A 24218-nucleotide genomic window follows, 5' to 3' on the forward strand; every position below is an offset into this window, starting at 1 on the left:
GGTCTGATTCAAATTTGTTTTTATACACGTTATGAAATTTTGTTTACTATTATTAAGCTTATTTGTTTTCAGTATATCCAGGTCGTTTTGTCAGTCAAATGATGAAAACAATATGACTTCGCTGGAAAACCGGTTCAAAGGATTGCCTGATTCTACACGTTTTGAAGAGATACGCAATTACAGCGATTCACTGGTAGATCAGCGAAAATATTCCGATGCGCTTTCAGCAACAACGTATCTGATGCAGATTGCAAGGAAAATTCCGGACAGATCTTTCACCGGCCGGGCATATATGGCTTCGGCTTATATGGAGAGAAGTCAGAACAGGCCCAACGCAGCGATAACGCAATATCAAAAGGCATATGAAGAATTTATAGCAGCCGGAAATTTCCGCAGGCAAGTCCGTGTACTGCAAATGATCGATGGAATTTACCTTGATTTAAATGAGTTAAAAACGGCTGAATATTATTGCAAAAGAGCTTTGGAAGTCATTGACAAAAATAACCTGCAACCTTTAAAAGCGGGCATTTATACAGATCTGGCGACCATTGAAGATATCCGAAAAAATTATGACAAGGCGCTTCAATATAATGCCGACGCAATTCGTATTTCAAAGGAAAATAAACTGACCTACCTTGAAACATTGCTAAACCGGTGTATAATCCTCAAAAATGCCGGGCAATATCAAAAATCGGCAGATACCTATCTGGAATGTTTGAAAGAAGCCAGAGCGCAAAAAGAAAGTTTGGTGGAAGGAATTGTTTATGTGAATCTTCCCAATACGCTTCTGGCCCTGAACAGGATTGACGAGGCCGAAACCAATATAAACAAGGCACTTAACTGGGCGAAAAGCACACAGGCGGGATATAATGTCATGGTTAGCATTTATGAAACAGTTACCATGATCAATGAAAAAAAAGGGGATTACAAGCAGGCATTGCTTTCCCAAAAAAAGTGGTATGCATACCGCGACAGTCTTTTCAATGAAGAAAAAAGCCGGCAGCTTATTGAAACCGAAACCCAGTTTCAAACAAGGGAAAAACAGCAGCAGATTCAGCAGCTTGATGAAGATAATACCAATAAGAAAAAGCAGCTCTGGTGGCTCGCTTCCGGCGTTTCCTTGCTATTAATTTTGCTGGCTGTGGAGCTTTTTCAATACCGCAAAATCCAAAGTGTTAACAGAAAACTAAATCAAACCAATCTTACGCTGGGGAAAGCAAATAAGCAGATCAGTATTCAGTCGGACCAGCTCAAACAGCTTATGCAGGAACTTCATCACCGGGTTAAGAATAACCTGGCTATTATTTCAAGTCTGCTTTATTTGCAGGCCAATCGCCTGGATGATAAGAAAGCGGTGCAGGCAGTTTTGGATGGTCAGCAACGCGTGGAAGCCATGTCACTCATTCACCAGCAGCTTTATCAAACCGATAATGTAACACGTGTGGGAATGCAGGAATATATTGGAGATTTGGTTAAAGGCCTGATGCAATCTTTTCATTACCAGGAAAAACTGGATTTGAATCTGGATATTGAAGACATTTCACTGGATGTGGAGCTGGCCGTTCCGCTTGGTTTAATTATTAATGAGCTGGTTACCAACGTTTTCAAACATGCTTTTAAAGAAGTTGCGCAGCCGGAATTATCGATTCGTTTATGGCAAACGGATTATTTATTCCTTGAAGTGAAAGATAACGGACCCGGCGTGGATGCTGAATCATGGAAAAAAAGCGGACAGACTTTTGGAAAAAGGCTGGTGATTTCACTTGCCAAACAAGCCGGCGGAACGTTGCAGGTAAGTTCGGATCATGGCGCAAGGTTTTTGCTGACACTTCCCGCAGTTTCCAATATTCTGCCAGATTTTCTGACGATCGACAAAAATTGATAGATATTTCGGAATCCTGCTATATACCGCATTTAAATTGTGTTCTTTTTAAATATGAAATTTTAACGTATAGCTAAAAGGGTTTAGTTGAAAAATGCTTATTACAAAGTAGTTAAATAATTTTGGAATGGAGCCTACCCATTTAGCTAATTATGCGGATTCCCCCATAAAGTATATATTCTACAAATTTTTACTCTTAGTTTTTTCAGTATGTTACCGAAAAAAATTAATTAGTGAATTAAGGTTAGTAAATAATTTTAATAAATTATATTGAGCTAACAATCAGGTGATTGGGCTTAATTCCTAACCTTAACTTATCTAGCGCATGAGAAAATTTTTCTTGCTGAAAACGCATGTCCATGATTTTTGGCTTTTCAAAAAACGCCGGTCTGTTCATGTATCCATGCTGATGCTTTGCATCCATTTTTCACTTTTCTACATTTTGCTTCCGGGTATCTTGCATGCCCAAAACGCCCAGCTTTCCGGAACTGTTACAGATGCCACCACAAGCGCACCGATTCCCGGTGTAAGTGTTTTGGTAAAAGGTACCACCAATGGAACCGTGACCGATATTAATGGGAAATACAATGTTACGGCTGGCAGCGGTGCCACGCTGGTATTTTCCTACATCGGTTATTTGAAACAGGAAATTCAGGCTGGCGGTCAGTCTGTCATTGATGTAAAACTGGCAGAAGATTCCGGTCAGCTTAATGAAGTTGTGATAACCGCGCTAGGTGTCAGTAAAGAAAAACGTAAACTGGGGTATTCTGTAACCGATATTGCCGGAGCCAAACTGGCCGCCACCAATGAAGTCAGCCCGATAACCGCTTTACAGGGACGGATTCCCGGTGTCCAGATTGATCAGGGTGCTGGTGGTTTGACTGGTAATACAAAAATCCTGATCCGTGGTAACTCCACACTCGGGGTAAATAACCAGCCTATTTTTGTGGTCGACGGGATTATCCTTGACAACGATGTTACCGATCTTTCCAACGGTCCCCGTGATTTTGGAAATAATATCAAAAACCTGAATATGGAAGATTTTGAGAGCGTATCCGTTCTAAAAGGTTCTGCGGCCGCTGCACTTTATGGAACACGGGCGATCAACGGTGTTATTTTGGTTACAACAAAAAAAGGTCAGCAGCGCAAAGGTATCGGGGTAAATGTTTCACAAACTTTTTCCATGCAGCAGCCTTACCGCGGACCGGATTTTCAAAACGAATACGGAGCGGGTACTGTCGGAGCATTTTTTACCGATACACGTGATCCCAACTACAAAGCTGATGAAGGCTGGACGACCAAAGTTTTTCCGGTAAACAGCCAGGGACAACCATACATTGACAGACAAATAGGCCGCGAACTTGAAAACTGGGGACCGAAATTTGCCGGTCAGCAGGTTCTTGATTATGATGGAACAATGACCACCTATCAGGCATATCCGCATAATTACCTGGATGCATTTCAAACCGGAAAGGGAAATCTTACCAACGTGGCTGTGGACGGAGGAAACGACAAATCCACTTTCCGGCTTTCTTATAACCGTAATCAGAGCTCCGGAATTAATTTTAGAAATGAGCTTTCCAAAAATGCTTTTGACCTGCGGGTTACCCAGAAACTGAATAAATATGTCTCAGCAGACGTGACAGCGGATTATACTGCGACCAAAGGTACCAACCCGCCCAGTTTATCGCTGAACCGTTACATTTGGGTTTTTGGTAGAAATTATGATACTAAAAAATGGATGCAGCGGCAAAATTACACCGGATACAATGGTGGAATTCCACAGGCCAGTGATCCGAATGAGCCCAATAAAGTACCCGAGCCTAATATCTGGTTTAACATATTTGAAAATACCTACACGCAGAAAGAGCAGATGGTCCGCGGAAGAATTGCACTGACAGGTACCATCACAGACTGGATGAAGGTACAGGTTGAAGGAAACCTTAACAATGTTTACACAGAAAATGAAATAAAGGAACTAGGGCAGGGTGCCAATTTTACAGGCGGAAGATATTTGCTGGGGCATTCTACAAAAGAAACGAGGTTTCTCAAATGGATGGCCATTTTTAACAAACAGATCACAAATGATCTTGATTTTAATGGTTACATCGGTGGTGAATCCCAGCGTATGAGTCTTTCTTACAATCAGTCCTCGACTGATGGGGGATTGAGTTATCCGGGAAATTACTTTCTGGCGAATTCTGTGAATGCGCTCGTTTCGTCGGGTGGTATTAAAAACCGTCGTTCGTATAATTCTCTATATGCGAGTGCTGATTTTGGTTATAAGGACCAGTTATTTTTGCAAACTACCTGGCGGGGAGACTGGTCGTCCGCACTGACCTATAAGGATGGGACCGGAAATAATTTTTACAATTATCCTTCTGCAAGTTTGTCCTGGGTTTTCTCACAGACGCTCCACAATTCCCTTCCTGAGTGGATCACGTACGGAAAACTGCGTACCAACCTGGCTGCACTGGGCGGTGACATTGATCCGTTTACTTTAAATGCAGGTTTTGCTTTTACAGGCTTTACGGATGCCGGTGGAAATGGCAATCAGCCCATGTCCACGTATAGCTCTTCCTCGACCTTGCAGCCTAATATCAAACCGCTTCGTAAAATTGCCAAAGAAATCGGTTTGGAAATGAGATTTTTGAAAAATAGACTAGGCTTTGATGTTTCGGTCTATCGTGATAATACCAGAAACCAGCCTATTTCAATTTCATCGCCAATTGAAACCGGGGTCAACAGTATCCTGATCAATGCGGGTAATATCCAAAATACCGGTATCGAAGTTTCTCTGGACGCCACACCATTACAGATTGGTGCTTTTAAATGGGTTTCTACGCTTACATTTTCCCGCAACCGGAATCTTATCGTTAAACTTTACGGAGATCGTGAATATTATGCGCTTGAAAGTGAAGGAAACGGAAGCAATGATTTAATTCCATATGCGAAAGTGGGTGGGGCTTATGGTGTGATCAGAACCAAAATTGCTGCCAAAAGATATACACAGGAAGGCAGCGCCAACAATGGAAAAGAAATACTTTCCTGGCGCGCTGATGCGAGAGCAGCATTTCCTGCCCGCAGCAATGAATGGAAAGATGTTGGTGATATCAATGCTAAATTCCGTTCGGGATGGGACAATACTTTTACTTATAAAAGAATTTCCATGAACGTTCTTTTTGATGCGAAAATCGGCGGAGACATGATATTGACCTCTCTGCGTTATGGAACGCACACGGGGATTTTTCCATCTTCACTAAAAGGAAGAGATGCGGAACATGGCGGAATTACCTGGACAAGCAAGTTTGATAATAAAGTTTATGACGACGGAATTATTCCTGACGGTGTATTTGACGCGGGCCAAATGATCACACAGGCAGACGGAACACAAGTTGACGTTGGCGGAATGAGTTATCAGCAGGCTTATGAAAAAGGTTATGTGGAACCAACACATCTTCCGCAATTTATGTACCGTTATGGTTCTTCTTCGACGGCGGTAGGTGATTACTGGATCGTGAAAAACTCGTGGATTTCGCTTCGCCAGTTGTCGTTCAGCTATCAGATTCCGCAGGCATTTTGTGATAAAATTAAACTTAATACTTTGTCAGTCAGTTTGATGGGTCGTGATCTTCTTTATTTGTACAATACGTTGCCCAATCATTTCAATCCGGCTTCCAATGTTTCAAACAGTACCGCCGTGCAGAAAGAGGTAGGTTTTATACCGCCAATGACGCGCTCGCTAGGTGTTACTTTAAGAGCCGGATTCTGATCTGTGATGTTGATTGGTTAACTATTAAAAGACTTACAAAATGAAAAATATAACAAAAAAGTGGATTACCACAGTTTTGATCGCCAGCACGCTTCTGGTGTCGGGCTCGTGTGAAAATAATTTTAATGAAATCAATACGGATCCAAGTATTGTAACAGTTCCTGATCCCAAATTTCTTTTTACCTATTCGCTGAACAATTTACAATCCAACGGAACAGAGTGGATATGGGAAAATCTCGAACAATTGCTTCGTTTTTCGCAGCACCTGACAACAGATCCCTATGAACTTTCGACCAATATCAATTCCAGATATGGTACTTTTTATAACAGTGTGCTTCCCAATCTGGTAGAAATAAGGCGTCAGATCGATTTGAAAACGGATAAGGACAAGTACAGAAATATGCGTGCTGCAACTTATATAGCTGGTGTTTATTATGGCTTACGGGTAACCGACATGAATGGCTCAATTCCCTATACTCAGGCTGTTTTGGGAAGAAATGAGGGAGAATTTAAACCCGAATATGACACCCAGCAGAAACTTTATGATACCTGGCTGACCGAACTGAATGGCGCCATAACCGACCTGAGCGCGGAGTCCACAGGCCAGACAAGTTATGGAAACGCGGATATTTATTACCACAGCGACTGGGTGAAGTGGGTAAAACTCGCCAATTCCATGAAGCTGAGAATAGCCGTTCGCTACGAAGGGCAGGATAAGACAAAAACGCAGCAGATTTTTAAAGAAGTCATGCAAAATAGCATTGGCGCCATTGTAGCCGACGCTGATCAGTTTGCTTACATCGATCCGAATAATGATCCGATCGGCGGCGATGTGGATTACAGAAGTGCGCGTTTTGCTACAAAATCAATAATTACATTTTTGAAATCCAGCAAGGATCCGCGTTTACAGATGTATTTTTCACCAAATGACCTCAGTGCTAGCAATCTGGATTCGGTTAAAAAGTATGGCGTGACTATTCCTTCCTTTATCAATCAGGCCGATCCGCAGATAAGATTTCAGGGTGGGCCGGCTGACTGGACGACTGATCCTGAAACAGCCAAATATTATAAAAATACACTTGCGGTAGGCAGTGCCAAACTGGTTGTGATGTCGACAATTAATAAGGCGTTTTTTGCTCCGCGCAGAAATGGCGCTACCGGAACATTTTATGATTATCTGGTGACAAGTGCAGAAACCTGTTTTTATATCGCTGAAATGATAGAGAAAGGTTATGGCGCAGGTTTATCGATTGGAACTTCTGCCGACTGGTATAATAAAGGTGTCGCATCTTCCCTTCGTACAATGAACGCGATTGCGGTCGCTGCGCAGGCGGCAACGGGCTTTAACCAAAGCACAATTGAAGACCAGATTTCTACTTATCTGGCACAGGCATCTGTCAAACTTGATGGTACAAATAATCTGGAACGGATTTATATTCAGCAGTATCTGAATTTTATGCGGCTTCCAACTGAGGCATTTACATTTATCCGCCGGACAGGATATCCTAAAAACAATTCAACTTATTACGCCAGGGATAAATTTAATGAACCTGTCCCACGCCGTTACTGGCTGGATGAACCGCCCCTTGGAACCAATAACGAAAACTGGCTGAAAGCGCAGCAGGAGCAAGGTTTTACACCCGGCGACAGAAGTGTTCAGATTTTAAGTACGCAACGCTTATGGTTTGACAAAAATAATCCGGTGCTAGGTGAAGGAAAATAAGATTTAAATATGAGTCAGGAAGAGACTGTTGTGGTTACATGACAGTCTCTTTCTATAATTATTCCGGTAAATAATCGCCCAGTAAGTTCCAATCCATACCATTTCCCCAGCCTTGTCCATGATCGCTGGTGCTTTTGGTTTTGTAGGATTCGCTTATCCGGTGTTTTCCATACGTTAACAGCAGCAGGATAGCACCCGGACGCAGATGTTCACTTGCCCAGGTCAAAGGTGAGTCTCCATTTGCATCTTTTGCTTCTTTATCTGCTCCGTTAGCCAGTAAATATTGTATAGTTTGTTCATCCGCATAAGCCGCGGCCCGATGCAGCGGTGTTTCTCCTTTCGTTCTTACATCACGCATAAATGCTCCTGTTTCCATGCCAGGAATTGTTTTGGCATTTACGTCCGCACCTTTTTCAATAAGAAGTTTTACAACATAAAAGTAATAAGGTCTGCCAGCTTTGGATAAGGCGGCGTGCAAAGGAGTTTCATTGGTTTCTTCAACTTTTGCATTGACATCTGCACCATTATTAATCAAAAAATCACACACCTTCCAATGCCCGAAAAAGGCAGCATGACCTAATTCCTGGTTCAGATTTATACTATCAAGATTTCCTCCGGCCGACAACACTGCTCTCAGGCCGGTGGTGTCATTATAATAAACAAGCCATTGCAAGGGTTTAATTTGCCCACGATGAAGTATATCCTGCCAATCCGGTTTTTTGATCAATTCAATAATCAGGTCCGTTCTGCCCTGGCTGATTAATTCCAGGATTTTTTCAACTTCCATGACCGCGAACAGTTAAAGTAAGATGAAAACAAGTTATCTATTTTTTGTTTACCATACTTTCAATTGGTCAAATAATTGTTACTGAGCAGGTTTGGTTAGTTTATCCAGCTCTGCCTGTTCAGGTGTTTTTGTTTGCATACCATTTTTGGGAACATCGATCCGGGCGGTCCATACAATTGCATTCAGCACCAGCATTCGGAAATTATCATTTTTCCAGTTGGCATGCGTGTGGCCTCCTGTGAAGCCAAAAGCCCTTCCTCCGGCTGGCCGGTCATAAGTCCAGGCAATGATTTGCGGTTCTTTATTTTTCAAAACTGCCTTCCTTACAAATGGATTATTGCTATGTGTTCCTTCCGGGCGACTTAACGTGGAGTCGGGTGGGAGTACTTTCAGGATGGGTGTGATATTTTTCATATCCTTAACAAAACGCAAATGATAATACCATTCGTCCTGAACTGCAAAAGGTTTTACACCATTTGTGACAGGATGATGAGGAAGCTTTTTAATATCCGGCGTCCAGAATGGATTTACGGACCAGTCAATTTCAAAATTTCCGCCAACCAGATTACGCGCTCTATCCGCATCCTCACCTTTTGGAATATCCAGTGCAAAATGTAACATGACAAGCCCTGTTCCGTTATTCATCAGGTTTTCAAATTCAGAAAGACGCGGGATGATAATATTTTCCTGAGCCCCTTCGCAATAAAGTACAATCGTACTTGCTCCTTTTAAAGCTTCCGGATCTTTGGGCCATCCATTATGAAAAACGGCTGTATCGATTTCGGGCATCGCTTCTTTTAATTTTTGTGAAAGAAAACTGATACCGCCGTTATATTCATGTTGTCCTTTTGGGTGACTATCGAGGCTGGCAATAAACACTACTTTTTTCCGACCTTCTGATTTAGATTTATGCTGGGCATCAGCTGAAAAACCGGTCAGAGCAAAAATAAAAATCAGAAAACAAAATCGTTTTTTTGTTGATATCATCATGCTTGTTCAGGTTAAGGATGAAAATTGCAAATGCTTGATGAACGAATGGTAAAAAACCAGACCAAATCACTTATCTATTAAAATTTTATTAAATCAGGCATACAGCTTTTAAATAAAATAGGTGAATGCAATGCAGAAACCAACATGTGCTATATCTTTGATTAAACAAACCAGATAAATTATGAAAATCAGACTTACGTTATTTTTGCTTATGATATGCGCAGCTGCATGGGCGCAACTTCCCGCAGCAGATGAAATCAAAACTTCAAAAGGCCCCTTGAAAATCCAGCCGCTTAATCATGCAACGCTGGCGCTGACATGGAATGGAAAAACGATTTATGCTGATCCTTATGAGGGTGCAAAGACTTTCGAAGGCATTGCCGCACCGGATCTTATTTTGATTACAGACATTCACGGAGATCATTTCGATCCGGCAACACTGGAAGCGCTTGATTTAAGTCATACGATTTTGGTTGTACCACAAGCAGTTGCCGACAAGATGTCGGATAAAATTAAATCAAAAGCGGTTGTTATTGGCAATGGTCAAACAATCAGTAAACTGGATATTTCTATTACGGCAATCCCGATGTACAATCTTCCAGAAGCAGCGGATGCAAAACATACCAAGGGAAGAGGTAACGGATATGTATTGAAAATGGGTGGAAAAACCATTTATATCAGTGGTGATACAGCGGGAATTCCTGAAATGAGAAGTTTGAAAAATATCGATGTGGCTTTTGTTTGCATGAATCTTCCTTACACGATGGATGTTCCGGAAGCTGCTTCTGCGGTTCTGGATTTCAAACCAAAAATAGTTTATCCATATCACTACCGCGGTGCGAACGGATTCAGCGATACGGAAGCTTTTAAAAAGCTGGTCAATGATGGCAACAAATCAATCGATGTGCGTTTGCGTAACTGGTATTCGAAGAAATAACTTCAGGAAAATAATTATTTGAAAAATCCCCGGTTTCACCTTGAAGTGAAAACCGGGGATTTTTCTTTCATGTTCAAGAGATTTCTAATTTAACTTTGTAATTCAAAGTACTTTTCATAATTTTGATTTTTCCCTTGATAAAATGCTTTGGGAAAAGATATAAACTTTTGAACTGTTTACTCTGGTGGGTATATGAAGTATTTTGTTGAGAAGTCATCGATAGTGAGAGAAATTTGGGGCAAGGCGGATTATATACTTTTTATTTTTGCAGGTGCTTCCGCTGAATTTGCTTTAAACAAGGCAGTGGACTGGCTTTATTTTACCGGGCGCCTTCCTGCCGATCCACTTGGCCGTCTTTTTTCTACAGTAGCCTATGCACGTCAAATCGTTTTTGCTGAATATGATGATGCCATTTTGGCAATTAATAAAATCGCTGCAATTCATCAGGGTGTTGAGAAGCAACGCGGCACTCAAATACCGGATTGGGCATACCGGGATGTTTTATTTATGCTTATTGATTATTCAATCCGGTCTTTTGAAATTTTGGAGCGAAAGTTAAACGAATCGGAAAAAGAAGAAGTTTTTCAGACGTTCCTTCAAGTGGGATCAGGAATGAAAATTTCCGGACTGCCTCAAAGTTTTGAGGAATGGAAAATTATGCGGGAAGAACATCTCAGGGATGATCTCTTAAAAGGCGATTTTACGATTGATTTATATAAACAATACAAAAAACATCTTGGCATTTTTCGTTATTATATGCTGATGCAAGTTCAGGTTTTGGTTGTTCCGGATCGTGTTAATGCGTTATTATCACTTGGTAAAATACCCTGGCTGGTCCCGGTTATCGGCGGTTATAAATTGACAAGATTATTGGGTTTTGAAAAATTAATTCGTAACGCCATACTTCCGCCGGATTACAAGGCTCAGGTTGTGGCTCTGGATCAGGTATGAAATCTCTTTTTCAATAAAATAGTTTTAGTGTAGGATTTTAGATTAAATCGTTAAAAAATTGTCTTTCGGTTACAACCAAATAAATGATCTGTGAGTCTATGGTATTAACTAAACCATATTAGTCTCATGAAAAAAGTTATAACCGGATCCCTTTTTGCCCTTGTCTTAATCACTGCCGGATGTCAGATGGATCTTTCACCGGACAATACCAAACCGATAGTAGACCCGCCGCAGATCGTAGTAATTTCCCGCGACAGTATTTCTTCCGGAAACTACCTTGGACTGGCGATCGATGAAAAAGCGGAAAATGTTTATTCCGCCGTACAATCACTTCAAAAATCTAACGGTGTTTCCTATCTGAATATCGTCAGCAATTTTTCAACAGAAATTTCTGATTTACAAAACCGCCTTGCTTTGTACCAATATATTTTACTTGATGAAAGCAAGGGAACCGATTCAGGTATACAGATCACTCTTGAATCCGGCAAAGTAAAAAGCATTTATCTTAACAGCGGAAAAGAACTTTCGCAGTGGCCGGAAAAACTCAGCGCAGAATCAGCTGTCCGTGTCGGAGATTTGTCGGACAAGCTGTATGGAAAATTTGTCGGGATTAAGGGTAAAAGTCAATATGCTTCCAAATTCGAGCGTATTATGCTGGCTACCAAAGATGTGTCTTTGGCCTATGATCCATTAATGGCAAAATCGCCTCAATGGTATTTCGCGTATTCCGTTGGGTCAGATGTACACGAACTGGTTAAAATTAATTTTCAGGGAGGAAAGGTTAGTTATATTATTGTTGAACGATATAAGTAATCTATTATTGATGAAAATTTTTTGTTATTCGTGGTTTAAACTACGAATTTTAATACTTTACCGTTTGTAACGGTATTAAAGTTCAAGGAATTACTTGGTGCAGACCGTTACAAACGGGCATTTATTTAAGGTGCGTAGTGTCCGGAGAACGTCGTTATTCGTTGTTTAAACTACGAATTTTAATACTTTACCGTTTGTAACGGTATTAAAAGTTCAAGAAGTTACTTGGTGCAGACCGTTACAAACGGTCATTTATTTAAGGTGCGTAGTGTCCGGAGATCGTCGTTATTCGTTGTTTAAACTACGAATTTTAATACTTTACCGTTTGTAACGGTAATGAAAGTTCAAGGAATTACTTGTTGCAGACCGTTACAAACGGTCATTTATTTAAGGTGCGTAGTATTCGGAGAACGTCGTTATTCGTAGTTTAAACTACGAATTTTAATACTTTACCGTTTGTAACGGTACTAAAAGTGCAGGGAATTACTTGGTGCAGACCGTTACAAACGGTCATTTATTTAAGGTGCGTAGTGTCTGGAGAACGTCGTTATTCGTGGTTTAAACTACGAATTTTAATACTTTACCGTTTGTAACGGTATTAAAAGTTCAAGAAGTTACTTGTTGCAGACCGTTACAAACGGTCATTTATTTAAGGTGCGTAGTGTTCGGAGAACGTCGTTGGGGCTGACCAAAAAGAGTTCTTTGATTTATAAATAAAAGATCTTCATTTTGATTTTTAGCTTCGTTATTTAATTGATTTATAAAAAATGGCCGGAAAGTACTCTTAAGAGCAGCTATCTGGCCATTTTTTCTACTTAGGCTGCTGATTTTTGTCTTTTAAGATGCAGTTTTCTCAGGTTGTGGGCCATAGCAACCAAGGTAAACTCAGTAGTTACCTTTTTAAGACCTCTAAGATGGAAGCGGCGAAAACCCATGTTGGCTTTTATGTCGCCAAAGCAGCTTTCTATTTCAATACTTCTTCGTCTGCGGAGCTCAAAACCTTTCTGTGAGTTAAGGTTGTCCCGTGCCTGTTGCTTGTATTGGTCAAGCTGCTCATTAACTTTGAGTGTACGGTTATGCCCTTGGGTAGATTTACAACAGCGTTCGTAGAATGGGCAACCCGTGCAGTCTGTACATTCGTATTCCTTTATATGTGACTGATAACCTGTTTTTTTATGTGTATGCTTATAGCTGCTTCGAAAAGTAAGCTGCTGCTTATTGGGGCAGGTATAGCTATCTGCAGCGGGATCGTAATAGAAATTCTCTTTTAAAAAAGGGTTATTCTTATAGGATTTCTTTTGCTCATTATGGAACTGGGGGAATTTCAAATAATTGTTTATCCCCTTGTTTTCCAGTAGCTCATAATTCTCTTCGGTACCAAAGATGCTGTCAGCAATGATGTTTTCAGGGGTCACAGACTGCTGAACTGACAGCTGATCCAAGTGGTCTTTGAAGCAGGTGCCGTCATTGGTGTTCTGGTGCAGGCTTACGCCGGTAATAAACTGATCTTCACATCCCGCCAGCACATTATATGCGGGCAGTACCTCAACCTTATTTTTCATCATCATCGCACTGGCGTCCTGATCTGTTACATTATAGCCACTGCGGCTGCCCGCGATAAGAATCTGCTGCTCGTATTTCTCAATCCGATCTGCTGTTTCTACCAGTTGTTTGCCCAGGCTTTGGGCTTTGCGTTTTGTTTTTTTGACGCTGGTATTCTTAATCTTTTCATTGAGCTGGTCAATCTGATTGGCCAGGACCTGCCGGCTAACAGGCTGTGATCCATATTCTTCAAGATCTTTATTTCCGTAGGTAAAATCTTCGGATGCATTCAGCGCATCAATCTCTTTGAGCAGCTGCTGGCATTTCTGTTCTGCTGATGCCTTATACCGGAGGGCATTCTTCTTCCAGACCATCTTGTGCTTATTGGCATCGGCCATAAATGGGCTGCCATCACAGAAATAGTGCTCCATTTTGATATACTTGTGTTCCATCAAAAACACCAGCATGGAGCTGAACAGCACTTCAATCACTTCTTTGGCTTTGCTGCTCCGGAAAGTATTGATGGTCCGAAAATCGGGCCGGCTCATACTGCTCAGCCAGAAGAAATGGATGTCCTGACCCAGGGCACGGGCTATCTTTCTGCCAGTATATATCTTGATGCAATACGCATAAAGTAAGACTTTCAGCAGCATCCGCGGATGGTATGCGCTGGTTCCCCCACCTTCATAAAGGTTCATCAGCTCTGTGATATCCATCCGTTCAACTACTTCATTAACAACCCGTACCAAATGCGTAGGAGGTATCAGTTCTTCAAGAGAAGGTGGTAAAAATAATAGCTGCTGCGGGCAGTATTCTTTAAAGACGATAGATTTTTTTATCTTGCTCATGTATTTCTAATGTGGTAATTAAAAATACAAAAAAGCCCTCTATCTACAAAGTAGATAAAGGGCTTTGGCTTTTTGGTCAGCCCCTTTAATACTTTACCGTTTGTAACGGTAATGAAAGTTCAAGGAATTACTTGTTGCAGACCGTTACAAACGGTCATTTATTTAAGGTGCGTAGTATTTTCGGAGAACGTCGTTATTCGTAGTTTAAACTACGAATTTTAATATTTTACCGTTTGTAACGGTAATGAAAGTTCAAGGAATTACTTGGTGCAGACCGTTACAAACGGTCATTTATTTAAAGTACGCAGTGTTCGGAGAACACTACGCACAACAGGGGACAACAGAAAAAAATTATCTAATCAACCTCACTTAAAAATCAGTCGAAACCGTAATATCCTTATTTGCTTCGATGCCATCCTGTAACATTTGTATCTTGTAATTCGCAAATTGCAGCGCGTCAGATCCAAGTAAAAGTCGAAGTGGCGGCTCGCTTAACTGCGATGTGCTGATAATAACTTCTGCTACTTTTTGTGGGTCACCAATCTGGTTCCCTGGAATGTCTTCGGTATGTTTACGTTTTTCTTCCTGAATCGCTGTATAATCTGCAATCGGATTTTGTGAAAGTACAACAGAACCACTTTTTAAGAAATTGGTGCGCACATAACCAGGTTCAATAATTGTGACGTTTATACTAAACGGTTTGACTTCCTGAGCCAAAGCTTCTGATAAGCCTTCCACCGCAAATTTGCTTCCGCAATAAAGTCCCCAGCCAGCGCCGGCGATTAATCCAAAAACGGAGGATAAATTAAAAATATGTCCGGATCCTGCCGCTCTCATATGGGGTAATACGGCCCGCGTGACATGCAGCAACCCAAAAACATTTACATCGAAAATTTCCTGTGTTTCCTGGGCAGAGGTTTCTTCAATCCCGCCAATTAAACCGTACCCGGCATTATTTACCAAAACGTCAATGGATTTAAAATGCGCGATAGCCGAGTCCACCGCTCTGCCAACACTTTCCTCGTTTGCAAGTTCCACTTGTAGTGGTAAAAACTGCGGCGATGAACTTCCAACAGCATTTTTAACTGTTTCCAAATTGCGACCCGTCACCGCTACATTATAACCGTCTGTCAATAATTGTTGTGCCAATAACAGTCCAATTCCTTGTGAACCGCCCGTAATGAACCATGTTTTACTTTGACTTTCCATCTCCTTTGTATGTTTAAATTTGTAATACAAAGGAACTTCCGGCTGACAGATAAGTGCTTGTTCAAATCATAGGGATACTTGCGATTTTCAACTATTGATTTGGGAGAATGCGCTTTTTCTGAAAATTGAGGGAGAAATGTTTTCTTTCTTTTTGAAAAAAGAAGTAAACGCAGCGTGTCCCGAAAATCCCAGTCCGTAGCTGATATTGCTGATATCCCAGTCTGTTTGAATAAGCAGGACTTTGGCTTCATATATCAGTCGCTCCTGAATGTGCTCTCTCAGCGTTTTTCCCGTGTGCTCTTTTACCAGTGAATTCAGGTAATTTGGATGGACATGGAGTTGTTCCGCAAATTCAGCCGCTGTTTTAAGTTTTACCGTGTCGTCCGGGCCCTGAACATGAAATGAAGATTCAAGTAACTTCAAAAAACCGTGAATGTAACCGTAACTTTCCGGCACCGGCGCATCAGTCAGCGTTTTTCCGGCACGCTGTGCTTCCAGAAGTATCATTTGCAGGTGTAGAAGAATCGCTTGTTTTTTGTCCTCATTATTGCTTTTTTCTTCTTTTACAATCGATTCAAAATGCTGGTTAACCAAAGAAGATTGTCCGGCAGATAATTGAACGACTGCTTTTGAAGCTTTGAAATAAGGATAATTCCGCAATGCCTGGAGTATATGATCTGCGTCGCGTTCAAAGTATTTGGGATGGATCAGGCAAAAGTGTCCACCAGTTTCGTCGGAAGTTGTCTGCCACGACATGATTTCGTCAGGATGTAAAAATGCAATATCACCCGCAGCGAGGACATATTGATGCAGCCCGACCGTCAGTATACCAGTCCCGGCCGTCATATGAAATATTTTGAAGAATTGTCTGCGGTTGGGAGAAATGTAGTCTATCACCGGATATTTTTCCCTGTTCTCAATACTGAAATAATTGGCATCAAGCGGATAGTGTTCCACTTTTAGGAAAGGGACTTTATAATTTACCCTTGCAAACGACTCTAATTCCAGGCGCGGGATATCTGTTTTTTCCATATTGAAAGTTACAAGATTCCTGTTAAATAAGTTTCTGTTTTTGGTCCCGATACAAAAGGTTTGTTGTTAATTTTTTGAATAATTATCACCAATGATGAGCTTGATGATAAACCTTATGCTTTAACTAAAAATGTTTGAAATCCTTAATTTCCTGTTTGATCTTTGTTAACAGCAAGCCTTCGTTCTGGCATAACTTTGCAAATGATATAGTTGTAAGGATAAATAGACTAAACGGCAACTTCAACAACATTAAACTGAAAAATATGGAAAAGCGAAAATTAGGAAATAGTAGTCTTGAAGTATCGGCGATTGGACTGGGATGTATGGGCATGAGTTTCGGATTTGGCCCGCCTAAGGATAAAAAGGAAATGATCGAACTGATTCGCGCAGCAGTTGAAAGAGGAGTTAGTTTTTTTGATACTGCGGAAGTTTACGGTCCTTTTATAAATGAAGAACTCGTTGGTGAAGCGCTTGCCCCATTTCGTGGAAAAGTGGCTATTGCAACCAAATTTGGCTGGAAAGAAGCAGAAGATGGAAAATGGTCGGGGCTAGATAGCAGACCTGAGCATATCAAAGCCGTTGCCGAAGCTTCGCTCAAAAGATTAAAAACGGATGTGATAGATTTGTTTTACCAGCATCGTGTTGATACAAATGTGCCGATCGAAGATGTAGCAGGAGCTGTGAGAGATTTGATTCAGGAAGGAAAGGTAAAACATTTTGGACTTTCTGAGGCAGGTGCTCAAACCATCCGTAAAGCTCACGCAGTACAACCAGTGACGGCTTTACAAAGTGAATATTCTTTATGGCACAGAAAACCAGAGATCGAAATTATTCCAACGCTAGAAGAACTCGGCATAGGTTTTGTCCCATTCAGTCCGTTGGGTAAAGGATTTCTTACTGGGAAAATTGATGAAAATACGCAATTTGACAAAACGGATTTCCGCAATACTGTGCCACGTTTTAATGAGGAAAACCGGAAAGCCAACCAGGCGGTGGTCGATCTGCTGAACAATATTGCTGCTCAAAAAAATGCAACGCCGGCGCAAATTGCTCTTGCCTGGTTGCTTGCACAAAAGCCATGGATTGTTCCAATTCCGGGTACCACCAAACTTCATCGTCTGGAAGAAAACCTGGGAGCCGCAAATGTTAAGCTAACTCCGGAAGATCTTGATCAAATCGAAAAGGCAGCTGCCCAAATCCAGATTCAGGGAGAGCGGTATACGGAAGCAGGGGAGAAAATGACCGGGCGATAGGGGAGATCATTAAAAAGTTACCAGTATTATTTATTTTATCAATAAAAAAATAGCCCTGGTAAAAGCCAGGACTATTTTCTTTGATAAATTTTCAATCCTCCGCCTTTTCCTTAGGATCAGCCATCCGTACAATTCTTGGCTGAAAACTGGCCAGTATCTCGACCAGATCAGTTTGCGCCGCCATCACCGCGTGGATATCTTTATAAACCATTGGTGCTTCATCAAGCCCGGAACCAATCAATGTTATTTTTTTATCGATCAGATTTTGAGCAACTTCTTCTTTTTTAATGGTTTTGAAAGCAGCACTTCGGCTCATTAATCTTCCGGCCCCATGCGATGCCGACTGGATGGAAGTGGATTCGCCTTTTCCCTTGACTATAAATCCCGGCGTACTCATTGATCCGGGAATAATTCCCAAAACTCCTTTCCCGGCAGGTGTTGCGCCTTTTCTATGCACCATCACATCCGTTCCGTCTGACAATTTTTCTTTCCAGGCAAAATTGTGGTGATTTTCAATCCGCATAACCGGATGAATAGCCATTGCACGGGCAATTTTATTATGTATTTCATGGTGATTTGCAGATGCATACTCCCCGGCCAAATTCATTGCTAGCCAGTATTCCTGGCCTTCTTCGGTATTCAAATCCAGCCAGGCCAAATGTTTGGCTTCTTTAGGAAGTTTCGTTTTCTGCATTGCAATCCCCGAATATGTGTTAGCAATAGTACCTCCAAAACCTCTTGAACCTGAGTGTGACAACAAAGCCAGATATATTCCGGCAGGAATTCCTTCCAATGCATTTTCAGCAACAGTCAACTCTCCCCATTCAACAAAGTGATTGCCTGTTCCGGATGTTCCCAGTTGCGCATAAGCTTTGTCTTTCAATGTCTTAATTGTTTTAAAAGCACCCCATTCCGGACGGTCAAAAAGCGTGGTATCATAATGGATTTTGGTTTTGCTTCCCATTCCAAAATGTGTATGATCCAACAGCAGTGTTTTCAGTCTTTCATTTTCCGTGTCAACCATAGCTGCCGGCAAATCAAAAATACTCAGGCACATACGACAAGCAATATCCACACCAACGGCATAGGGAATGATGGTGTTGGCCTGCGTTGCCAGAACGCCTCCAATTGGTAATCCATAACCCTGATGTGCATCCGGCATAAGCGCGCCTGCAACAGAAATCGGTAACTGAATTGCTGTTTTCATTTGAGCCAGCGCACCTACTTCAATTTGTTCTGCACCAAAAACCGGAAAAGTCATGATTTCTTCTTTTAATTGCTGAACAGTTCTCATTTGCTTAATAAATTTTCCTCCCTTCCGCAGTGCAATAATCTTGTCGGCAATGTTTCTGAATCTGCCATTTTTGTTTAAGGAATATGGCTCAGGATTTTCGATCAACGCTTCAAGATTTAACATGATCGTTGCTTTGTCCATTACCTCGTGTTGCAAAAGTCCATTGGCAACACGGCTGAAAGCGATAAGCAGATCAAGATCGTTGATTCCCAGTGTTCCTAATTCTCCGTTACTAATTTTTTCTTTTTCCATGACCGTTTTTCTATTTGACAATACAAAGCAATCATGCTGCTGCGCAGTCTTTTTGCGTAGTTAAAGTTTTTTTGATATTTTTTCAAAAAAATAAATCTTATGCCTGTAAATCGTAATGCACTGATCCGTTACCGGACAATTGATAATTGTCTTCAAAACCGCTTTCGCCAATGGAGTCTGGATGATCTGATCCTGGCCTGTTCGGATGCTTTATATGAATTTGAGGGAATTGATAAAGGGATCAGCCGCCGCTCCATACAAGCGGATATTGAAATGATGCGTAGCGACAAACTGGGTTATGAAGCGCCGATTATTGTAGTTGATAAAAAGTTTTATACCTACGCCGATAAAAATTACAGCATTACCAACATTCCGCTGAGCCATCAAGATATGAAAGTGCTGGGCGAAGTTTCCGGTATTTTAAAACAGTTTAAGGGTTTTAGCCACTTTGCAGATCTTACAGAAATGGTCAGTAAACTGGAAGATAAAATTTATGCACAAAAAACGCACAATTTTCCGGTTGTTGATTTTGAAAAAAATGATAATCTGAAAGGTCTGGAATTTATTGAAGGCATCCGGAAAGCCATTGTTTCCAAAACGGTGCTTTGTATTACTTATCAGTCTTTTAAGGCAAGGCAAGCGAACACTTTTTGTTTTAGTGCCTATTTGTTGAAGGAATATAGAAATCGCTGGTTTGTACTTGGAGAATCGCATCAACGACATGCGCCGCTGCTAACTTTGGCGCTCGACAGGGTTCAATTTTTGGAGGAAAATAAAGATGAAATTTATCGGGAGAATACCAGGATCGATCTGTCAACTTATTACTCAAATGTCATCGGCGTCACTAAAAATCAGGGACAGCGTGATGTAAATGTTGTTTTCTGGATGGATCACAACACCGCGCCATACGTAATCACCAAACCTTTACATGCATCCCAAAAAATTGTAAGCGAAGATGTTAATGGCGTGACTTTCAACATTAAGGTTATTCCCAACTTTGAATTGGAAAGGGAACTTCTGGGTTTTGGAGCAAGGATAAAAATTCTTGGTCCCAGAAATATAAAGAAGCGCATTGCAGATCAATTACGGGAAGCGCTGGCTTATTATTAATTTTCTTGTCATACGAATTGTAAAAGTTACAAAATCATTAAAAGGTTTTTAAACATTCATTTTTAATAAAATAATCTGATTAAAAATGGTCTTTAAAACAAATAAAATCGGCCCTTAAAACAAAATCCTCCATAGCTGATCCGCCTACTTTTGTTCTAAACAATAACACATCAATCATGGAACAACAAACAAGCGTAAACAATTATAACGGATCTTTGCAAAAGGCGGTTGGCTCAGGTTTTACGGCCACTTCTACGACTGCTGATGTAATTAAGGGAATTGATCTGACCGGGAAAATTGCTATCGTAACCGGCGGATATGCAGGAATCGGTTTGGAAACTGTGAAGACTTTTGCAGAAGCCGGAGCCAAGGTCGTAGTACCGGCGCGTGACGTTAACAAAGCCGCAAAAAATCTGGAAGGTATTCAAAATGTGACTATCGAAAAAATGGATTTGATGGATCCAGCATCCATTGACGCTTTTGCAGAAAAATTTCTGGAAACCAATAGCACACTGGATATTTTGGTCAATAATGCCGGTATCATGTGGGTGCCTTTGCAACGTGATGCGCGTGGTTACGAATCTCAGTTAGCCACAAACCATTTGGGTCATTTCCAGCTTACAGCCCGCCTCTGGCCGGCGCTTAAAAAAGCGGACGGTAGCAGGGTAGTGGCTGTGTCTTCTTTTGGTCATCAAATGGCTCCTTTTAATTTTGAAGATCCTAATTTTGAACACCGCGAATACGAAACCTTATCGGGTTATGGTCAATCCAAAACAGCAAATAATTTGTTCGCGGTAGAACTGGATCGTCGGGGAAAGGCGGATGGCGTGCGTGCATTTTCGCTTCATCCGGGATCGGTTAACGGAACAGATCTTGGGCGGGTTGCGCCTATGGATTTATTTCAAAAAATGGGAACGCACGACGCAGAGGGGAATATCTTTCCGGATGTAGCAAAAAAATTAAAGACGATTCCACAAGGCGCAGCCACGACAGTTTGGTGTGCAACGAGTCCTCAACTAAATAATGTGGGTGGCTTATATTGTGAGAATGCAGAGGTTGCAGAACTTGATCTGGGAAGTATTGATCATAATTACAATGACCCTCTAACATTGCGTGGCGTAAAACCCTATTCGCTCGATGCGGAAAATGCGAAGAGATTGTGGACGCTGAGCGAGGAATTGACCGGAGTAACTTTTATGGCCGATTAAGTCTGTTATTACAGAGATATAAATTGAAGCTGAATTAAGGTGGAGCATTTTGCTCCGCCTTTTATGACATGTTGCTATCTGCACCATTTGTTTTCCCGACCGGTTATCACGAGTTTTGTTTTGTACATATGCCTTTAAAAATCGTGGCACATCAAGCATACTATATTCATCCAGACTTAAAGCTGTCAAGCTTTGATACCAGGTTTTACAAAGCCGACGTACTCTTTGAACAGCACTGCTTGTATGGTTTATTTCAGGAGAAACTAAAATTGTGCATGGGGATAAAGTGCATTGGTTTGGAGCAGGAGATATTCTGCTTTTTCCCCGCAATCAGCTGGTAACTGTCATCAATTATCCCAAAGATGGTTTGCCTCATCAATCGGCCGTCATGCATCTTTCCAAAAACCGGTTAACTGATTTTTATACCAAAAATAAAGTTGAGGTCAAGCAAATGCAGGCTCCCAAATTTCAGACTTTTGGCCAGCATCCGTTGCTGAAAAGTTGTCTTGCTTCCTTAATTCCCTATTTTGAATTGAATGAGACTTTACCTGATACGATTGCTTCCATTAAAATAGAGGAGGCCATCACCATCCTCAGAACCATTGATCCTGATGTCGACAATTTGCTGGCTAATTTTGACGAGCCAGGAAAAATAAGTCTTGTCGATTTTATGGAGCAGAATTATATGTTCAATATGCCGATGGATAAATTCGGTTATTTAACCGGCCGCAGCCTTACCACCTTCAAGCGGGATTTTAAAAAAGTCTTCCAAACCACCCCGCAAAAATGGCTTATGGAAAAGCGGCTGGAACTTGCTCATTACCAGATCCGGGAAAAAAACCGGAAGCCTTCTGATGTTTATCTTGAAGTCGGATTTGAAAATCTTTCTCATTTTGGTTACGCCTTTCGTAAGCGTTACGGTTATGCGCCGAAGGTATAATGGGTTAACATATTCTACATTGGATCACTTCATTTGACTTTATAACTAGTCATCAGGCTAGTAGTAAATTTTAATTTTTTATTTAATTGCTGCACACAAAAATTAGGTACGACAAAAGTCTGGATAAGAACTTTAGTCGTGGTCAGGAAGCTGTGTGCTGTGAAAATTTAAAAGTTATGCAAACATAGTATTACAAGATATCAATCTGAAATCAACTTAATGGATTAAACGGCAATAAATTTGTATAATATCTGTAAGTGACGAGTGAAATAAAAAAGCCTTTTGGGATATTTAAAGGTAATTATGATTCCATATCGCTCATTATAAGTTGGTTGTTGTATAAATAAATACGACAATCTTTCTGAGGATAAATTACTTTTTACGGTCCTTTTTTACTGGTAGCATATTGACATAATACTTCGAATGCATATTACATCTATCACAATAAAGGATAAAAGATTTGACCTTGCAGAAGGTGTAGGTTCGGACGCAACGCATACCACACCGCAATATGCCTATGCGGTGTGCTGTCTGAATACTGATGCCCAGGCGACGGGTATAGGCCTGGCATTTACCCTGGGTGCGGGGAATGATCTGGTTTGTAAAGCAATAGAATATCTTTCCATTGGATTGGTCGGCCGGGAAATTGAAGAACTCATGTCTGATTTTGGAACGGTTTATCGCAGCATGGTCGATTCGCCTTCCTTTCGATGGCTTGGTCCGCACAAGGGCGTGGTGCATCTGGCGTTAGCCGCCATAGTGAATGCCTGTTATGATTTGTGGGCTAAATCACGACAGGTGCCACTATGGAAATTGCTTCTGGATCTTACACCAGAGCAACTTGTCAATACGCTGGATCTGAGTTATCTGGAAGAGGTACTTACAAGAGAACAGGCCATAGCATTGCTGACAGACAACCTGTCTACTTCCGAATCAAGGAAAAACGTTTTGACAACGGGTTATAAAGGTTACGATACTTCGGTAGGCTGGTTTAATTTTTCGGACGAGAAAATAGTAGAAAATACAAAAAAGGCGATTGGTAACGGCTTTACTGCCTTAAAACTGAAAGTAGGTTCTGACGATCCGCTTCGTGATATCCGCCGGGCTTTGCTGATAAGAAAAACTGCCGGGGATGAAGCAACAATTATGGTCGATGCCAACCAGAAATGGAATGTTCCACAAGCCCTGGACATATGCCGGCGGCTGGGGGAAATAAATCCTTTTTGGATTGAAGAACCAACGCATCCGGATGATGTTTTTGGTCATCAGACCATTGCCAAGAGTATTGCTCCGCTGAAAGTCGCGACAGGAGAACATATTCCCAATAAGATAATTTTTAAAAACTTTCTCCAGGCCAAGGCCATGGATTTTTGTCAGGTGGATGCCGTAAGAGTAGGAGGTATTTCCGAATTTCTGACTATCAGCCTGCTATCAAAAAGTATGGGAATTCCGGTTGTGCCGCACGTGGGTGATATGGGACAGATTCACCAGCATCTGGTCATCTTTAACCATATTGGAATGAATCATGAACATTTATTTTTAGAGCATATTCCTCATTTAAAACAGTATTTTATCAATCCGGCAGAAATTGTTGAGGCTTACTATCAGGTGCCGCAAACACCAGGCAGCAGCAGTGATCTGAAAGACTTGAAATAACCTGAAATAATCGTTTTAA

At 41.2% G+C, this 24218-nt stretch carries 17 protein-coding genes; 11 read left to right on the forward strand and 6 right to left on the reverse strand.

Annotated features, from left to right (window positions below; all coding sequences use genetic code 11):
* Positions 1-112 precede the first annotated feature (112 nt).
* The 3 genes from IEE83_RS06815 (at position 113) to IEE83_RS06825 (ending at position 7377) form a co-directional block, all read left to right on the forward strand.
* The gene (locus IEE83_RS06815; RefSeq protein ID WP_194119863.1) at positions 113-1882 is read left to right on the forward strand and encodes a tetratricopeptide repeat-containing sensor histidine kinase; all 1770 of its coding nucleotides are present in this window, start codon (positions 113-115) and stop codon (positions 1880-1882) included.
* A gap of 325 nt (positions 1883-2207) precedes the next feature.
* A complete protein-coding gene (locus IEE83_RS06820; RefSeq protein WP_228101705.1) occupies positions 2208-5654 on the forward strand; it encodes a SusC/RagA family TonB-linked outer membrane protein in 3447 nt (1148 codons plus the stop codon).
* A 40-nt stretch (positions 5655-5694) separates the two neighbouring features.
* Positions 5695-7377 (forward strand): SusD/RagB family nutrient-binding outer membrane lipoprotein, encoded by a 1683-nt coding sequence (locus IEE83_RS06825; protein ID WP_194119864.1) that lies wholly within the window; start codon positions 5695-5697, stop codon positions 7375-7377.
* A gap of 58 nt (positions 7378-7435) precedes the next feature.
* Here the strand turns inward: IEE83_RS06825 and IEE83_RS06830 are convergent, their stop codons facing one another.
* Positions 7436-8164, reverse strand: coding sequence for an ankyrin repeat domain-containing protein (locus tag IEE83_RS06830; protein WP_194119865.1), 729 nt, complete (start codon positions 8162-8164; stop codon positions 7436-7438).
* 78 nt (positions 8165-8242) lie between these two features.
* Positions 8243-9154, reverse strand: a complete 912-nt coding sequence (locus IEE83_RS06835) for a ThuA domain-containing protein (protein ID WP_194119866.1) — start codon at positions 9152-9154, stop codon at positions 8243-8245.
* Between the two features lie 181 nt (positions 9155-9335).
* Between IEE83_RS06835 and IEE83_RS06840 the strand changes: the two genes are divergently transcribed.
* The 3 genes from IEE83_RS06840 (at position 9336) to IEE83_RS06850 (ending at position 11855) form a co-directional block, all read left to right on the forward strand.
* Positions 9336-10091, forward strand: a complete 756-nt coding sequence (locus IEE83_RS06840; RefSeq protein WP_194119867.1) for an MBL fold metallo-hydrolase — start codon at positions 9336-9338, stop codon at positions 10089-10091.
* 192 nt (positions 10092-10283) lie between these two features.
* Positions 10284-11042 (forward strand): oxygenase MpaB family protein, encoded by a 759-nt coding sequence (locus tag IEE83_RS06845; protein WP_194119868.1) that lies wholly within the window; start codon positions 10284-10286, stop codon positions 11040-11042.
* A gap of 126 nt (positions 11043-11168) precedes the next feature.
* Positions 11169-11855: a hypothetical protein gene (locus tag IEE83_RS06850; RefSeq protein WP_194119869.1), complete on the forward strand. Its 687-nt coding sequence runs from the start codon at positions 11169-11171 to the stop codon at positions 11853-11855.
* Positions 11856-12670: 815 nt separating this feature from the next.
* Here IEE83_RS06850 and IEE83_RS06855 read toward each other — a convergent pair.
* The 3 genes from IEE83_RS06855 to IEE83_RS06865 all read right to left on the reverse strand — a co-directional run bounded on the left by IEE83_RS06855 (position 12671) and on the right by IEE83_RS06865 (position 16486).
* Positions 12671-14245 (reverse strand): IS1182 family transposase, encoded by a 1575-nt coding sequence (locus IEE83_RS06855; protein WP_194119464.1) that lies wholly within the window; start codon positions 14243-14245, stop codon positions 12671-12673.
* Positions 14246-14614: 369 nt separating this feature from the next.
* Complete coding sequence (locus IEE83_RS06860; protein ID WP_194119870.1) at positions 14615-15454, reverse strand: oxidoreductase; 840 nt, start codon at positions 15452-15454, stop codon at positions 14615-14617.
* An 87-nt stretch (positions 15455-15541) separates the two neighbouring features.
* Positions 15542-16486 (reverse strand): AraC family transcriptional regulator, encoded by a 945-nt coding sequence (locus IEE83_RS06865; RefSeq protein ID WP_194119871.1) that lies wholly within the window; start codon positions 16484-16486, stop codon positions 15542-15544.
* A 263-nt stretch (positions 16487-16749) separates the two neighbouring features.
* Between IEE83_RS06865 and IEE83_RS06870 the strand changes: the two genes are divergently transcribed.
* Positions 16750-17739 (forward strand): aldo/keto reductase, encoded by a 990-nt coding sequence (locus IEE83_RS06870; protein WP_194119872.1) that lies wholly within the window; start codon positions 16750-16752, stop codon positions 17737-17739.
* Positions 17740-17830: 91 nt separating this feature from the next.
* On the opposite strand, the gene IEE83_RS06875 is transcribed toward IEE83_RS06870, so the two are convergent.
* A complete protein-coding gene (locus IEE83_RS06875) occupies positions 17831-19285 on the reverse strand; it encodes an RtcB family protein (RefSeq protein WP_194119873.1) in 1455 nt (484 codons plus the stop codon).
* A gap of 99 nt (positions 19286-19384) precedes the next feature.
* On the opposite strand from IEE83_RS06875, the gene IEE83_RS06880 reads away from it, so the two are divergent.
* From IEE83_RS06880 to IEE83_RS06895, 4 genes are all read left to right on the forward strand, one after another.
* On the forward strand, positions 19385-20395 hold the full coding sequence (locus tag IEE83_RS06880) for a helix-turn-helix transcriptional regulator (protein ID WP_194119874.1): 1011 nt from the start codon (positions 19385-19387) through the stop codon (positions 20393-20395).
* 176 nt (positions 20396-20571) lie between these two features.
* Entirely contained in the window at positions 20572-21603 is a 1032-nt protein-coding gene (locus IEE83_RS06885) for an SDR family NAD(P)-dependent oxidoreductase (RefSeq protein ID WP_194119875.1), read from the forward strand.
* A gap of 271 nt (positions 21604-21874) precedes the next feature.
* Complete coding sequence (locus IEE83_RS06890) at positions 21875-22543, forward strand: helix-turn-helix domain-containing protein (RefSeq protein ID WP_310588481.1); 669 nt, start codon at positions 21875-21877, stop codon at positions 22541-22543.
* A gap of 423 nt (positions 22544-22966) precedes the next feature.
* Positions 22967-24199, forward strand: a complete 1233-nt coding sequence (locus tag IEE83_RS06895) for an enolase C-terminal domain-like protein (protein WP_194119876.1) — start codon at positions 22967-22969, stop codon at positions 24197-24199.
* Positions 24200-24218: the final 19 nt, after the last annotated feature.

The sequence above is a fragment of the Dyadobacter subterraneus genome (assembly GCF_015221875.1).
GTDB lineage: Bacteria > Bacteroidota > Bacteroidia > Cytophagales > Spirosomataceae > Dyadobacter > Dyadobacter subterraneus.